The following is a 14,705-nucleotide window of genomic DNA, read 5'->3' as shown; positions in this document are numbered from 1 at the left end:
TAGCCTCCTGACCGGGCGGCCGGCCGCCTGCGATTCCCCTCCATGTACGGCTTGCGCCCTGACCGAGCGGCCCGGCGGGCGCAGGCCGTACATCATCGCTCTTGGGAGTCGAACAGGGAACGGCCCTTCGGCGCCTGAGCGGCGGGCGGGGTGACCGGCTCGTGCAGCCGGGCCTCGGCGCGGCGGTTCTCCAGCCTGGCCAGCAGGGCGGCGTCGTGGTCCAGTTCCGGCTGCGACGGCGACAGGATGACGGTGAGCAGCAGGCCGATGGTCAGCAGGCCCAGCACGGCCAGCGTGGGCAGCATGAAGTCGATGCCCTTGGCCCCTCCGAGCGGCGCGGGTGAGAGCCGGGGGCGCACCTCGAGCGCGAACATGCCGGTGTAGTGCATGCCGCAGACCGCCAGGGCCATGATCATCGCGGCTCCGCCGGTGGCGAGCACGCCGCTGACCCGCAGGCTGAACCAGAGCGCCACGATGGACGCGGCGATCGCGATCGCGACCGAGATCCCGACCAGCGTCGGATCGTAGGAGAGGTGGGCCGGCATCTTCATCGCGAACATGCCGATGTAGTGCATGCCCGCCACGCCGAGACCGGTGAGCACGCCGCCGGAGACGAGCGGCACGAACCTCTCGCCCCGGTAGGAGACCAGGAACAGGCCCACGCCCACCACGACGACGGCCAGGGTCGCCGAGCCGATCGTCAGTGGCACGTCGTAGCGGATCTGGCCGTCACCGACGGAGAAGCCCATCATGGCGACGAAGTGCATGACCCAGATGCCGGTGCCGCCGATGGACAGTGCCCCGCCCACCAGCCAGCGGGCCCGTGCCGCTCCCACCGCCTCGCGGGCTCTGGCGGTGAGCAGGAGTCCGAGCATGCATCCGACGCTCGACATGACGTAGGCCAGCGCGGGGGTGAGCAGGCCGTAAGAAAAGTGATCTACGTGGGACATGTTCCAGTTTTTCGTGAGAGAGAAATCGGTGGATTATTGCAGTACGCCGCTTTCTTGCTGAGAGGTAGGGCTGGCGGGTGACCGGAATCGAGGGGCCGTTCTGGCGGGCGGTCGCGGTGTTCCGCGTCGCGTCCCTTGGCTACGCGGCGGTTCTGCTCATCCGTGCCGGGGGGTACGCCCACCCGGCGACCGGCTGGCTGGTGATCGGCGTCATGGCGCTGTGGACCGTGGGGACGATCTTCGCCTACTCCGTCGAGGAGCTCCGCGGCCGGCCGCTGCTCGCCGCCGACATGCTCGTGACCGTGGGCTGCCTGCTCGCCACCCCGGCGGTGCAGGGCGCCTACCAGGAGGGCAGCCTGCCGATCACCGGCACCTGGATGGGCGGCGCGGTGCTCGCCTGGGGCGTGTACGGCGGACGGCGGGCGGGGGCCGTGGCCGCGTTGATCGTCTCGCTGGCCGACCTGTGGCTGCACGGCGTGCCCGGAGGCGGCTTCGAGACGCTGCCGATCAACGGCACCGTCCTGCTCTTCCTCGCCGGGACCGTCGTCGGGCACGTCGCCCGGCTGGCCAAGAAGGCCGAGGAGCGCATGGAGCAGGCGATCGAACTGGAGGTCGCGGGGCGGGAGCGGGAGCGGCTCGCCAGGGGAATCCACGACTCGGTGCTCCAGGTGCTCGCGCTGGTCCAGCGGCGTGGGCAGGAGATCGGCGGCGAGGCGGCCGAGCTGGGCAGGCTCGCGGGCGAGCAGGAGGCCGCCCTGCGCGAGCTGGTCAGGCTCAGGCCCGAGGCACCCGCCGCGGGCACCGCGGACCTGTGCGCCCTGCTGCACAGGTACGGTTCGGCCACGGTCACCGTCTCGGCCCCGGCGACCCCGCTGGTCCTGCCCGCGGCCACCGCGGCGGAGATGGCCGCCGCGGTCGGAGCCGCCCTGGACAACGTCGCCCGCCACTGCGGGGCGCGCGCGCCCGCGTGGGTCTTCGCCGAGAGTGACGACGGGCTGGTCACCGTGACCGTCAGGGACGAGGGGCCGGGCATGGCACCCGGACGCCTGGAGGAGGCCGCCGCCGACGGGCGGCTCGGCGTCGCGCAGTCCATCCGGGGCCGTGTCGCGGACCTCGGTGGCACGGTCAGTGTGATCTCCGCTCCCGGCCGGGGCACCGAGATCGAGATGTCGGTGCCGACCGCCTAGACCGCCTCTCGCGGCCGCCACGGTGGGCGGGCCGGGCCGCCCGGGGACGGACGCCCCAGGAGGAACGGGCCTAAGGTAGGCCAATGCGCGTGATGGTGGTGGACGATCACCCGATGTGGAGGGACGGGGTGGCCAGGGACCTGGCCGAGGCCGGATACGAGGTGGTGGCCGCGGTCGGGGAGGGGCGGCAGGCGGTCCGGGTGGCCGCGGCGGTCCGGCCCGAGCTGGTGGTGCTGGACCTGCGGCTGCCCGACCTGCCGGGGGTCGAGGTGGCCAGGAGGCTGGCCACCTCGGAGCCGCCGCCCAGGGTGCTGGTGCTGTCGGCCAGCGGCGAGCAGGAGGACGTGCTGGAGGCCATCAAGGCGGGAGCCTCCGGATATCTGCTGAAATCCGCGAGCAAGGAGGAGTTCCTCGACGCGGTCCGGCGCACCGCCGGGGGCGACGCGGTCTTCACCCCCGGGCTGGCCGGGCTCGTGCTGGGGGAGTACCGGAGGCTGGCGGCCAGATCCGCGCCCGAGGCGACGCCCCGCCTGACCGAGCGGGAGACCGAGGTGCTCCGCCTGGTCGCCAAGGGGTTGTCCTACAAGCAGATCGCCGAGCGTCTCGTGCTCTCCCACCGGACCGTGCAGAACCACGTCCAGAACACGCTGAACAAGCTTCAGCTCCACAATCGGGTGGAACTGGCCCGCTACGCCATCGAGCAGGGCCTCGACGAGTCGTAGTCCCGACTAAAGTAACAAGGTCGAGAGGTTGTCTTTGCGCCAACGCGCGAGAGACTTGACGAAGCCCTACCACAAAGCCCCTCATATCCCCTCGAAGCTCTACCGGAGGTTGCACCATGACCATGTCCGCCTTGGGCGAGCCCTGCGTTCTGCTCAAACTGGGCGAGGTCGTCCTCAAGGGCAACAACCGTGAGCTCTTCGAGCGGAGGTTGCAGGCCAACATCAAGGCCGCGCTGAAGGATGTCGGCGTCAAGGTCGACGTCCGGCAGCGCCACGGCGTCATCGCGATCTTCCTGCCGGACGGCACCGGGGTCGAGGTCGCGGACACGGTCGCCGAGCGTGTCTCGTACATTCCCGGGCTGGTCTGGATCCACCGCGCCTGGCGGGTGGCCAAGGACCCCTCGGCGATCACCAAGGCCGCCATCGAGTTGCTGGCCGACCGCGACGACGTCAGGCGCGGCGTCTCCTTCGCGGTCCGCTCCCGCCGCCGCGACAAGCGCTTCCCGCTCACCTCGATGCAGCTGGACCGCTCGGTCGGCGGCGAGCTCAACGACATCTACGGGCTGCCGGTCGACCTGAAGCGCCCCGAGCTGGTGGTCTCCATCGAGGTCGATCGCGACGAGGCGTTCGTCTTCACCGGCGGGTTGCCGGGCCAGGGCGGGCTGCCGGTCGGCACCAGCGGCCGGGGCCTGGTCCTGATGTCCGGTGGCATCGACTCCCCGGTGGCCGCCTACCGGATGATGCGCCGCGGCCTGCGCGTCGACTTCCTGCACTTCTCCGGCATCCCCTTCACCACCTCCGAGTCCATCTACAAGGCGTACGCGCTGGTCAGGGCACTCGACAGGTTCCAGGGCGGGTCCCGGCTGTGGGTCGTCCCCTTCGGCAAGGCCCAGCAGTCCATCAAGGCCTCCGGCCAGGACCGCCTGGCGGTGATCACCCAGCGCCGTCTGATGCTGAAGACCGGCGAGGAGGTCGCCCGCCGGCTGCGCGCCGGTGCCCTGGTCACCGGCGACTCCCTGGGCCAGGTCTCCTCGCAGACCCTGCAGAACATCACCGCCCAGGACGACGCGGTCGACATGCCGATCCTGCGGCCGCTCATCGGCCTCGACAAGACCGAGATCATGGCCGAGGCCCGCCGCATCGGAACCCTGGCGATCTCCGAGCTGCCGGACGAGGACTGCTGCTCGCTGCTGGCCCCCCGCCGCGCCGAGACCGCCGCGAAGGTCGCCGACCTGAAGAAGATCGAACGCCGCCTGGACGCCGAGGAGCTCGCCGTCCAGCTCGCCGGATCCCTGCAGGAGTACCGGCTCGACGCCTGAGATCGGATCTCCCGGCCCCGGGTGTGTCCGGGGCCGGAAGCCGCGGCGAGCGGGTGGGTCAGGCGGGGGCCAGGGCGTCGACGGCCGCGACCTTGCCCAGCAGCGGCGGGAACCGCTCCATCACCCGGGCCAGTTCGTCCAGGTCGCCGTCGACCAGCGCCTGGGGGCCGTCGCAGAGGGCCTGGTCGGGGCGCGGGTGGACATCGATGATCACGCCGTCGGCACCGGCCGCGATGGCGGCGCGGGTGAGCGGCAGGACCAGGTCGCGGTGGCCGCCGGAGTGGGACGGGTCGACGATGACCGGCAGGTGCGACAGCCGCTGGGCGAGCGGCACCGCGGAGACGTCCAGGGTGTTGCGGGTGGCGGTCTCGAAGGTGCGGATGCCGCGCTCGCAGAGCACGACGTCGAGGTTGCCGCGCTGGGCGATGTACTCGGCGGCCATCAGCCACTCCTCGATGGTGGCGTTCATCCCGCGCTTGAGCATCACCGGCTTGCCGGCGGCGCCGACGGCCTGGAGCAGCGCGAAGTTCTGCGCGTTGCGGGTGCCGACCTGGAGCATGTCGGCGTAGGAGGCCACCAGCGCCACGTCGCCCGCGTCGACGACCTCGGTGACGACCGGAAGCCCGGTCCGCTCGCGCACGTCGGCGAGGATGCGCAGGCCGGCCTCGCCGAGCCCCTGGAAGGCGTACGGGGAGGTGCGGGGCTTGTAGGCGCCGCCGCGCAGCAGGGTGGCCCCGGCCGCGGCGGCCATCCGGGCGGCCTGAAGGGTCTGTTCGGGGGTCTCCACCGCGCACGGGCCGGCGATCAGGGTCACCGTGCCGGGACCGATCGGCACACCGCCGACGCGGACCGTGGACCGCTCGGGGTGGTTGTCGCGGCTCACCAGCTTGTACGGCGCGCTCACCCGCATCACGTCGGCCACCCCGGTCATGCCTCGCAGGTCGAGGGTGGTGAACTGGGCGACATCGCCGACCAGGCCGATGATCGTGCGGCTCACGCCCCGGCTGACGAACGCCTCGCCGCCCGCCGTGCCGATGACCTCCACGATCGCCTCGACGTCCTGCTCCGTGGCGCCGGGTCCCATGACGATGACCATGTCTCTCCCTCTTCGACGGCTCCGGCCGGTCCGGCCGGCTCCGAGGTCTGTGGTGTGTTCGATGAAGGCCGGGAAAAGCAGAAGGCCCCGAGTCCGAAACCGGACCCGGGGCCTTCTGTTCGCCAGGCTGTCAGCGCAGCATCTGGTGGCGAACGGTCCGACTCACGGGTCCGTCGCCATAAAAAAACCAGAACGCTGTACGCATAGTGGGAAATGATAGCGCACGGTCAGAGCGCCTCCGTCCCGTCAGGTGAAAGAACGTTATTCGGTAGCCGCCGAGGCGGCGGGAAGTCCGCGATGGCAGGATTACCACGTGCCATAGGGGAAACGGCGAAGGGAGTGATGGTGGAGCAGTCCGAACCTTCGTGGGAGGAGCCTCGTCTGCCTCCGGGCCAGTACGTCCCCCGGGGCCGACCGGTGATCCACTACGGCCGGGTGCCCCGGTTCCGCCCGGAGACCTGGCAGCTGCACGTCATGGGGGCGACGGCCTCGGGTGAGCAGCACCGTTTCACCTGGCCCGAGTTCTCCGCGCTGCCGCGTACCACGGTGGTGGCCGACTTCCACTGCGTCACCAAGTTCTCGATCATGGGTAACGAGTGGGGCGGGGTGTCCGCGGCGACGCTGATGGAGGTCGCCCCGCCCGCACCCGAGGTGAAGCACGTGATGATCTGGGGTGAGTACGGCTACAGCGCCAACGTGCGGATAGGCGACTTCGACCGTGCACAGACGATGTTCGCGCTGGAACTGGACGAGAAGCCCATCGCCCTGGAACGCGGGTTCCCGGTGCGGATGATCGTCCCGCACCTGTACGCGTGGAAGAGCGTCAAGTGGGTGCGCGCCGTGGAGTACCTGCTGGAGGACAGGCGCGGCTTCTGGGAGGAGCGCGGCTACCACAACATCGCCGACCCCTGGCGCGAGCAGCGCTACTCCTATCAGGAGGAAGCGGGCGAAGGCCCACCCTGATCGGTCCGTGATCGGCGTTCGCCCCCGATCTCCGGGGCGGGTTGACTACGGTTTTCCGCATGTCGACCACGGGCTGGGTGCTGCTCTGCGCCTTCAGTGCCCTTCTCGGACTCGTCCTTCCCCGTCCGCGCCGGCGGCACCCGGACCGGCAGGGCGGTCCGACGGACGAGGCCACCTTCCTGACACTGCACATCGCGGCGATGGCGGCTCCCTCGCTGCGGGCCGGGCTCACCCACGAGTCCGCCCGTAAGGCGGTCCGCCACCTGCGTACCCTGCTGGGTACCAGCGCCGTCGCGGTCGCCGACGGCGGTGGCCTGCTCGCCTGGGACGGCGCGGCGGGCTGCCACCGCGACCACGCGCCCGAGCACGCCAGGATCGTCCTGGCCTCGGCGCGCCCGCACGTGGTGACCGGGGAGGCGCCGGCCTGCGACGCGCCGGGCTGTGCCACCAGGGGCGGGGTCGTCGTACCGCTCACCGTCGACGGGCGGGTGGTCGGGACGCTCGCCGCCTATGACGCCGTGGTGAGCGTGGCACTGGTGCGGACCGTCACCGAGGTCGCCAGGTGGGTCTCGGGGCAGCTGGAGCTGGCGGAGGTCGACTCCTCGCGGCGGCGGACGATGGAGGCGGAGATGCGGGCGCTGCGGGCCCAGATGTCTCCGCACTTCGTCTACAACGCGCTGACCACCATCGCCTCGTTCGTCCGCACCGACCCCGAGCGGGCGCGGGAGCTGCTGGTGGAGTTCGCCGACTTCAACCGGTACGCGCTGCGCCGGGCGCGTGACTTCACCACCCTCGCCGAGGAGCTGCACTGCGTGGACCGCTACCTGCTCCTGGAACGTGCCAGGTTCGGCGACCGGCTCCGTTTCACCCTCAGGGTAGCGCCGGAGGTGCTGTCGGTCTCCGTCCCGTTCCTCTGCCTGCAGCCGCTGGTGGAGAACGCGGTCAAGCACGGCGTGGCGGCCGCGGGACGTCGTGGAGAGGTGCGGGTGGTGGTCAGCGACGCCGGGGCCGAGGCCCACATCAGCGTGCAGGACGACGGCCTGGGCATGCCGCCCGAGCGGGCCAGGGGGCTCCTCGACGGCTCCGTGCCGCCGCCGGGAGAGGAGGGCGGGATCGGGCTGGCGGGCGTCGACGTGCGGTTCCGCCAGATCTACGGCGAGGACTACGGGCTGATCGTGGAGAGCGCGCCGGACGCGGGCACGACGGTGCGGCTCCGCGTTCCCAAGCTCCACCCCGCCAATAGCTATTTGTAGTCAAACTATTACCCGAAGTTGCCATGAGGCTTGCGGCGGATGCGGTTCAGAGGGCAGCGTGGGGTCATGTTGCGAGTCCTGGCCGTTGACGACGAGGTCCCCGCCCTTGAGGAGATCGCCTATCTCCTCCGCCAGGACCCCCGTATCGAGCACGTCTCCACGGCCGCGAGCGGGGTCACCGCGCTTCAGGACATGGTCCAGATGCTCGGCACGGGCGAGCGGTTGGACGGGGTGTTCCTCGACATCCGGATGCCGGGACTGGACGGCCTCGACCTGGCCAGGCTCATCGCGGGGTTTCCCAACCCGCCCCGGCTGGTCTTCGTCACCGCCCACGAGGAGTGCGCGGTGCAGGCCTTCGAGCTGGAGGCGGTCGACTACCTGCTGAAGCCGGTCAGGGCCGACCGGCTGGCCGAGGCGGTAAGGCGCCTGGAGTCCATGATTCCGGCGACGGCCGAACCCGTGCCGGAGGACGTCATCCCGGTCGAGCTCGCGGGACGGACGCGGTTCGTGCCCCAGCAGGCGGTCTGGTTCGCCGAGGCGCAGGGCGACTACGTCCGGCTCCACACCGACGAGGGCAGCTACCTGGTCCGCATGTCGCTGGCCGCCCTGGAGCGGCGCTGGGCGGGATCGGGGTTCATCCGGGTGCACCGCAGCACGCTGGTCTCGGTGCGGCACGTGAGCGAGCTGCGCTTCGACGGCGGCAGGGTGATGCTCCGGGTGGGCAACGAGACGCTTCCGGTCAGCCGCCGGCACGCCCGCGAGGTCCGCGAACGGCTGGTCCGCCAGTTCCGTGACCGCCCGGCCGTCCCCGGCGTGGTCCGGGCCAGACCCCTGCCCTCCGCGCCCGCCCTGCGGTAACGCGGCACGCCCTCCGCGGTCCCCGCACGGTGGTTCGCGCCCGTGCGGGCCTCCGGCGGCCGTTCCGCGGTCGCCGTCCTTCTCGTGCGTCCCCGCTCGCCGTCCGACCCGGTGCCTTCCGTGCGCCGTTCCGTGGTCGTACGGCTCATCGGCGTTTCCCGGCACGGGGCGGGTCACAGGGGTCCCACGAGCCCCCGATCGACCGTTCGTCGCCTGCCGTGCGCCGTTCGTCGTGTCGGCACTCTCCGCACATCGACAACTACTGACCGTTAATCGCGCTGGCGGGAAAGCGCCGCTCGCTCGTCTGGACGCGCCTCTAGTGTTCCCTCATCGGAGAGCGAGACCCGCCGGATCAGGGGGGACAGGGCCGTAAGGCTCGCACAGGACCTGATGCGCGGACACGGGGTGACCGCCGGCATCCGGCCACCGGGTCCTTGACCGGAAGGGGGAGGGGTCGCCGCTCTCCGAGTGCGACGGGACGCCCGCGTTAGCCAGCGGGCCGGACCGTGATCCGGCCACACGGGGGCGGCCGGATCACGAGGACGGGCGTCCCGTCCGACCTTCGGGAAGGTCAGGAACCCACCCGGTCGCGGAGCTTCTTGAGCGCCTCGATGTCCTCGCGGTGCTTCTCGGCGCCGCCCGGTGTCTCGATGCAGAACGGCACCCCGGCCATCACGGGATGGCTCAGCATGTCGGCGAAGGGCTCGGCACCGATGTGGCCGGAGCCGATGTTCTCGTGCCGGTCCTTCCTGGAGTCGCACACGTCCTTGGAATCGTTGGCGTGGACCAGCTTGAGCCGCCCGGGGGCGATCGCGTGCAGGGCCTCCAGAGTCTCCTTGACGCCCTCGGAGGTCGACAGGTCGTGCCCGGCGGCGAAGGCGTGGCAGGTGTCGAAGCAGACCCCCGCCTTGGGGTGCCAGTCGAGGGCCGCCAGGTAGGGCTCCAGGTCCTGGACCGTCGCGCAGAGCACCGCGCCCTGCCCGGCCATCGGCTCCAGCAGCAGGTCGGGTCCGTCGTCGGGGATCTCGTCCAGGAGCGGCAGGAGATGTTCACGCAGCTGGCGCAGCGCCTCGTCGCGGGACTGGCTCACCGCCGACCCCGTGTGGACGACCACTCCCTTCGCGCCGATCGCGTGGCCGCGCAGCAGGTTGTGCCGCACGGTGGCCACCGACTTCTCCAGTGTCTCCGCGCTGGGCGAGCCCATGTTGACCAGGTAGGGCGCGTGCACGAAGGAGAGCACGCCCGACTCGAGGAGCTTGGCGTCCTGGGCGGGGTCGCCCACGGCGAGCGCCCAGCCACGAGGGTTGGTGACGAACACCTGGATCATCTCGGCACCGATGTCGGAGGCGTAGCGCAGCCCGCCCTTGGCGAGGCCGCCGGTGACGGAGACGTGTCCGCCGATGGGGGAAAGGGAAGTCATGGTGACGCCAGTTTAGGCGCCGCCCCCGGCGCTTCACAGCCGACAGGCCGCCCAGCCGGCCTGTCCTCCCCGCACTCCGGGGCGAGGTGACCGGTGAGGCGCGCTCAACCACGTCTCCCAAGGAGAACCGAGCGCCGGGTACCAGCGGGTTTGGAGTATGTTGCGGAAATCTGCGGCAAACCCTTGGCACAGTTTGGGGTGCTTGTCGCTGGACTGTACGCGCCGGTGGTGTGTGTACTGCTCCCATGTCTAACCCGCACTCCGCGCCGCAGGTCGCGGGGCTGGCCGCCTTCAACGCGCTGGGCACCGAGGAGGCCGAGGCCGAACTGCTGGCCTGCTGCGCCTGCCGGGACTTCGCCGCGCGGGTGGCGGCGTCACGCCCCTACCGCGACCTCGACCGGCTGGCCGAGGTCGCGGAGGCCACCGTGCGGAGCCTGGACTGGTCCGGTGTGCACGAGGCACTGGCCGCCCACCCCAGGATCGGCGAGCCGCCCCGCGAGGGTGGCCCGGCGGCCGGTCGTTCCGGGAGGGAAGGGGCCTGGTCCCGCCGCGAGCAGTCGGGGGTCGAGGCGGTGGGGCGGGAGGTCCTGGACCGGCTGGCGGAGGGCAACCGCGCCTACGAGCGGCGGTTCGGCCACGTCTACCTGATCTGCGCCACCGGCCTGTCGGCCGAGGAGATGCTGGCCCGCCTCACCGAGCGGCTCGGCAACGACGAGGACACCGAGCAGAACGTGGTCAGGGCCGAGCTCGCGAAGATCACTCGTCTTCGGCTCGGGAAACTCCTCGAAAGCGGCCACTCGTCTCCGGGACCGGCCACATGAACTCCGCGCGCCCCGTGGCCCATGTTCCCCGAAAGCCGTTGGACGATCCCCGTACCTCCGGGAACGGGCAGGTAGGCACCGCGCTCCCCGAACCCACGCTTGCGGAAGGTCCCGTATGAGTCTGTCCACGCATGTGCTCGACGCCGCCCTGGGCAGGCCGGCGGCGGGTGTCGCCGTACGCCTGGAACGGGACGGCGAGGTGCTCGCCGAGGGCGTCACCGACGCCGACGGGCGGATCGCGGGGTGGACGTGCGGGGCGGGCGCCCACCGGCTGGTCTTCGAGACCGGGGCCTACTTCGCCGCCCGCGCGGTGGACGCCTTCTACCCGCGGATCTCGATCGACTTCACGGTGGCGGACCCGGGGGAGCGCCACCACGTGCCCCTGCTGCTCAGCCCGTTCGCCTACTCGACGTATCGAGGGAGCTAGCATGCCCGTCGTTCTCGGACCCAACCGCTACGGCAAGGCGGAGACCCGCCTGGTCCGTGTCGTCAGGGACGGTGACGTCCACCACATCAAGGACGTCACCGTCGGCTCGGCACTCTCCGGTGACATGGAGGCGGTCCACCTCACCGGCGACAACGCCGCGGTCCTGCCGACCGACACGCAGAAGAACACCGTGTACGCCTTCGCCAGGAAGCACGGTGTCGCCCAGATCGAGGACTTCGCGATCCTGCTGGCCCGTCACTACGTGGACTCCCAGCCCACGGTCCACCACGCCCGGGTGGAGATCGAGGAGTACTTCTGGGATCGGATCCCGGGAGCCTCGGGAGCCGGGGGCGGGCGGCACTCCTTCGTTCGCTCCGGCAGGGAGACACGCACCTGCGTCGTCCACCACGACCGGGACGGCAGCACCACCGTGGTCTCCGGGCTGAAGGACCTGGTGGTGCTCAACTCGACGGGGTCGGAGTTCTCCGGTTTCGTCCAGGACGAGTACACCACCCTGAAACCCACCGGGGACCGTGTCCTGGCCACCGAGGTCTCGGCCCGCTGGCGGCACCTGCCGGGAGCGTCCCCGTACGGGGAGTCCTACGACGAGGTGCGCCGCTGCCTGCTCGGCGCGTTCGCCGAGACCTACAGCCTGTCGCTGCAGCAGACGCTCTACGCGATGGGCGAGCGGGTGCTGAACACCCGGAAGGAGGTCTGCGAGGTGCGCCTGGCGATGCCGAACAAGCACCACTTCCTGGTGGACCTCACCCCCTTCGGGCTGGACAACCCCAATGAGGTGTTCTACGCCGCCGACCGTCCCTACGGGCTGATCGAGGGCAGTGTGCTCCGCGACGACACCCCCGACGCACGCTTCGCCTGGGAGTGATGACCATGGATTTCCTGCGACCCGCCACCTGGGCGGAGGCGCTGGCCGCCAAGGCGGACCGGCCGGAGGTGGCACCCATACAGGGCGGCACCGACATGATGGTCGAGCTCAACTTCGACGTGCGAAGGCCCGCCGGGCTGCTCGACCTGAACCGGATCGCCGAGCTCGCGACCTGGAGCGAGGAGGCGGACGGCAGGCTCAGGGTCGGTGCGGGCGTGTCGTACGCCCGGCTGATCGCCGAGCTGGGCGACCGGCTGCCGGGTCTGGCCCAGGCCTCCCGCACCGTCGGCTCGCCGCAGATCCGCAACCGGGGCACGGTGGGAGGCAATCTCGGCGCGGCCTCGCCCGCGGGGGACAGTCATCCGCCGCTGCTCGCGGGGGACGCGGTCATCGAGGTCGCCTCCGCCGCCCGGGGCGTGCGGATGATCCCGGCCGCGGCCTTCTACCTCGGGGTCAAGCGCAACGCGCTGGAACCCGACGAGCTGATCAGGGCGTTCTGGATGAGCCCCGCGAGCGGCCCGCAGTACTTCTCCAAGGTCGGTACCCGCAACGCCATGGTGATCGCGGTCTGCTCGTTCGCGATCGCGCTCCATCCCGCGGAGCGCCGGGTCGGCACCGGCATCGGCTCGGCCGCCCCGACTCCCCGGCGCGCCGTCGCGGCCGAGGAGTTCCTGGCCGCCGAACTCGACTGGGAGGCCCGGCTCGACCCCGCGCTGCTCGGGCGCTTCGGTGAGCTGGCCGCCGAGGCCGCCTCGCCGATCGACGACGTGCGCGGCACCGCCGACTACCGGCGCCACGCCATCGCGGTGATGGCGCGGCGCACCCTGACCTGGGCGTGGAACGAGCTGCGCTCCGGGCGCTTCGAGAGGAGGGCAGGCTGATGCGCGTCACCTTCACGGTCAACGGCCGCAGCGAGAGCGCCGACGACGTCTGGGAGGGCGAGAGCCTCCTGTACGTCCTGCGCGAACGAGTGGGCCTGCCGGGTTCCAAGAACGCGTGCGAGCAGGGCGAGTGCGGCTCCTGCACCGTCTACCTCGACGGGGTGCCCGTCTGCGCGTGCCTGGTCGCGGCGGGGCAGGCCGAGGGCCGCGTGGTCCGCACCGTCGAGGGACTCGCCGACGGCGACCGGCTCGACCCGGTCCAGGAGGCGTTCGTCGAATGCGGAGCCGTCCAGTGCGGTTTCTGCACCCCCGGCCTCGTCGTCCAGGCCCACGACCTGATCGAGCGGATCCCGCGCCCGTCCGACGCCGAGATCCGCGAGGCCCTGGCGGGCAACCTGTGCCGGTGCACCGGCTACGAGAAGATCCTCGACGCGGTACGTCTCGCCGCGGCCCGCAAGGCCGGTGCGGGTTCGGGGCCGCGTGGCGAGGAGAAGGGGTCTCGTTGAGCACCATCCTGATCGAGAACGTGCACATCGCCCCGGTCGTGGGCCCGGAGATCCCCACGGGGCACATCCACGTCGAGGGTGACCGGATCGTGGCCCTCGGCGCGGGCCCCGCCCCGGCCGTACCCGGTGCGGTCAGGATCGACGGCACCGGCTGCCTGGCCACTCCCGGCCTGGTCAACACCCACCACCACCTCTACCAGTGGGCCTCCCAGGGGCTCGCCCAGGACGCCACCCTGTTCGAGTGGCTGACGGCGCTCTACCAGGTGTGGGCCGCCATGGACGCCGAGGTGGTGAAGGGCGCGGCGGGCGCGGGGCTGGGCTATCTGGCCCTGTCCGGCTGCACCACCTCCAGCGACCATCACTACATCTTCCCGAAGGGACGCGGGGATCTGTTCGCCGCGGAGATCGAGGCGGCCCGGGAGGTCGGGCTCCGTTTCCACCCCGCCCGGGGCTCGATGGACCGGGGGAGGTCGCAGGGCGGCCTGCCGCCGGACGTGGTGGTCGAACGGCTCGACGAGATCCTCGACGCCACGGCCGAGGCCGTCGACACCTACCACGACCCGTCCTTCTCCTCCAGGCTCCGCATCGCGGTCGCCCCCTGCTCGCCGTTCTCCGTCAGCGCCGACCTGATGACCGAGGCCGCCGCGCTGGCCAGGTCCAAGGGGGTACGGCTGCACACGCACCTCGCCGAGACCCTCGACGAGGAGGAGCACTGCCTGCGGCAGGTCGGGCAGCGCCCGGTCGACTACATGGAGAAGCTCGGCTGGCTCGGCCCGGACGTGTGGTTCGCCCACGCCGTCCACCTGAGCGACGGCGACATCGACGTCTTCGCCCAGACCGGTACCGGCTCCGCGCACTGCCCGAGCTCCAACGGCCGCCTCGGCGCCGGCATCGCACGCGTCTCCGAGATGCTGCGCAGGGGCGCGAACGTCGGCCTGGGGGTGGACGGCAGCGCCTCGGCCGAGCTCACCTCGCTCTCCGGCGAGATGCGCCAGGCCCTGCTGTTCCAGCGGGCCAGGTACGGGCCCACCGCGCTCACCGCCCGTCAGGCCCTGGAGATCGCCACCCTGGGCGGGGCGAGGAACCTGGGCCGGCAGGAGGAGCTCGGCTCGCTGGAGGTGGGAAAGCTCGCCGACATCGCCCTCTGGCGCACCGGGGCCTTCGCCTCCGCGGTCGCCGACCCGGTCTGCGCCCTGGTCTTCGGCACCCGGCAGCCACCGCTGGCCCGGCTGCTGGTGGGCGGTGAGACCGTCGTCGAGGACGACGAGCTGCGCACCGTCGCCCAGGACGAACTCGGCCGCGCCGGTGGCGAGGCCCATCGCCGCCTCATGCGGCTGGCCGCCGAGCAGGGCTTCACCGCGGGCCAGGAGGTCGGCGGATGAGGACCGGGTGTCGGGGGCGCCCGTCGGTGGATGT

At 71.5% G+C, this 14,705-nt stretch carries 15 protein-coding genes; 12 read left to right on the top strand and 3 right to left on the bottom strand.

What is annotated here, in order from left to right:
• Positions 1-92: 92 nt before the first annotated feature.
• Positions 93-950 carry an MHYT domain-containing protein gene (locus tag ACFQVD_RS17435; RefSeq protein WP_343979720.1) on the bottom strand — a complete coding sequence of 286 codons (858 nt, stop codon included), beginning with the start codon at positions 948-950 and terminating at the stop codon, positions 93-95.
• A 77-nt stretch (positions 951-1,027) separates the two neighbouring features.
• Here ACFQVD_RS17435 and macS point away from each other — a divergent pair, with 77 nt between their 5' ends.
• The 3 genes from macS to thiI all read left to right on the top strand — a co-directional run bounded on the left by macS (position 1,028) and on the right by thiI (position 4,178).
• Positions 1,028-2,137, top strand: a complete 1,110-nt coding sequence (macS, locus tag ACFQVD_RS17430; RefSeq protein ID WP_343979717.1) for a MacS family sensor histidine kinase — start codon at positions 1,028-1,030, stop codon at positions 2,135-2,137.
• A gap of 83 nt (positions 2,138-2,220) precedes the next feature.
• Positions 2,221-2,859, top strand: a complete 639-nt coding sequence (locus tag ACFQVD_RS17425; protein WP_343979714.1) for a response regulator transcription factor — start codon at positions 2,221-2,223, stop codon at positions 2,857-2,859.
• Between the two features lie 116 nt (positions 2,860-2,975).
• Positions 2,976-4,178: a tRNA uracil 4-sulfurtransferase ThiI gene (gene thiI, locus ACFQVD_RS17420; protein WP_343979711.1), complete on the top strand. Its 1,203-nt coding sequence runs from the start codon at positions 2,976-2,978 to the stop codon at positions 4,176-4,178.
• 58 nt (positions 4,179-4,236) lie between these two features.
• Here the strand turns inward: thiI and aroF are convergent, their stop codons facing one another.
• Positions 4,237-5,274: a 3-deoxy-7-phosphoheptulonate synthase gene (gene aroF / locus ACFQVD_RS17415; RefSeq protein ID WP_343979708.1), complete on the bottom strand. Its 1,038-nt coding sequence runs from the start codon at positions 5,272-5,274 to the stop codon at positions 4,237-4,239.
• Between the two features lie 342 nt (positions 5,275-5,616).
• Here aroF and ACFQVD_RS17410 point away from each other — a divergent pair, with 342 nt between their 5' ends.
• From ACFQVD_RS17410 to ACFQVD_RS17400, 3 genes are all read left to right on the top strand, one after another.
• Entirely contained in the window at positions 5,617-6,237 is a 621-nt protein-coding gene (locus ACFQVD_RS17410) for a molybdopterin-dependent oxidoreductase (RefSeq protein WP_343979704.1), read from the top strand.
• A gap of 59 nt (positions 6,238-6,296) precedes the next feature.
• Positions 6,297-7,490, top strand: coding sequence for a histidine kinase (locus ACFQVD_RS17405; protein WP_343979700.1), 1,194 nt, complete (start codon positions 6,297-6,299; stop codon positions 7,488-7,490).
• A 66-nt stretch (positions 7,491-7,556) separates the two neighbouring features.
• Entirely contained in the window at positions 7,557-8,348 is a 792-nt protein-coding gene (locus ACFQVD_RS17400) for a LytR/AlgR family response regulator transcription factor (RefSeq protein ID WP_343979698.1), read from the top strand.
• 571 nt (positions 8,349-8,919) lie between these two features.
• Here ACFQVD_RS17400 and ACFQVD_RS17395 read toward each other — a convergent pair.
• Positions 8,920-9,768 carry a deoxyribonuclease IV gene (locus tag ACFQVD_RS17395; RefSeq protein ID WP_343979696.1) on the bottom strand — a complete coding sequence of 283 codons (849 nt, stop codon included), beginning with the start codon at positions 9,766-9,768 and terminating at the stop codon, positions 8,920-8,922.
• Between the two features lie 245 nt (positions 9,769-10,013).
• On the opposite strand from ACFQVD_RS17395, the gene uraD reads away from it, so the two are divergent.
• From uraD to ACFQVD_RS17365, 6 genes are all read left to right on the top strand, one after another.
• Complete coding sequence (uraD, locus tag ACFQVD_RS17390; RefSeq protein WP_343979693.1) at positions 10,014-10,589, top strand: 2-oxo-4-hydroxy-4-carboxy-5-ureidoimidazoline decarboxylase; 576 nt, start codon at positions 10,014-10,016, stop codon at positions 10,587-10,589.
• A 115-nt stretch (positions 10,590-10,704) separates the two neighbouring features.
• Positions 10,705-11,016, top strand: coding sequence for a hydroxyisourate hydrolase (gene uraH / locus ACFQVD_RS17385; protein WP_343979690.1), 312 nt, complete (start codon positions 10,705-10,707; stop codon positions 11,014-11,016).
• 1 nt (position 11,017) lies between these two features.
• Positions 11,018-11,902: a factor-independent urate hydroxylase gene (gene pucL / locus ACFQVD_RS17380; protein WP_343979686.1), complete on the top strand. Its 885-nt coding sequence runs from the start codon at positions 11,018-11,020 to the stop codon at positions 11,900-11,902.
• Positions 11,903-11,907: 5 nt separating this feature from the next.
• A complete protein-coding gene (locus ACFQVD_RS17375; protein WP_343979803.1) occupies positions 11,908-12,783 on the top strand; it encodes an FAD binding domain-containing protein in 876 nt (291 codons plus the stop codon).
• The gene (locus ACFQVD_RS17370) at positions 12,783-13,289 is read left to right on the top strand and encodes a (2Fe-2S)-binding protein (protein ID WP_343979683.1); all 507 of its coding nucleotides are present in this window, start codon (positions 12,783-12,785) and stop codon (positions 13,287-13,289) included. The genes ACFQVD_RS17375 and ACFQVD_RS17370 overlap by 1 nt, the downstream gene beginning before the upstream one ends.
• Positions 13,286-14,671, top strand: coding sequence for an 8-oxoguanine deaminase (locus ACFQVD_RS17365; protein WP_343979680.1), 1,386 nt, complete (start codon positions 13,286-13,288; stop codon positions 14,669-14,671). Before ACFQVD_RS17370 ends, ACFQVD_RS17365 begins: the two co-directional genes overlap by 4 nt.
• The last annotated feature ends 34 nt before the right edge of the window (positions 14,672-14,705 follow it).

Origin of the sequence: Streptosporangium amethystogenes subsp. fukuiense, from assembly GCF_042665875.1 — a bacterium.
GTDB classification, from domain to species: Bacteria; Actinomycetota; Actinomycetes; order Streptosporangiales; family Streptosporangiaceae; genus Streptosporangium; species Streptosporangium fukuiense.
Note: the sequence above shows the minus strand (reverse complement) of the source record. Positions and strands in the feature narration are given on the sequence as shown.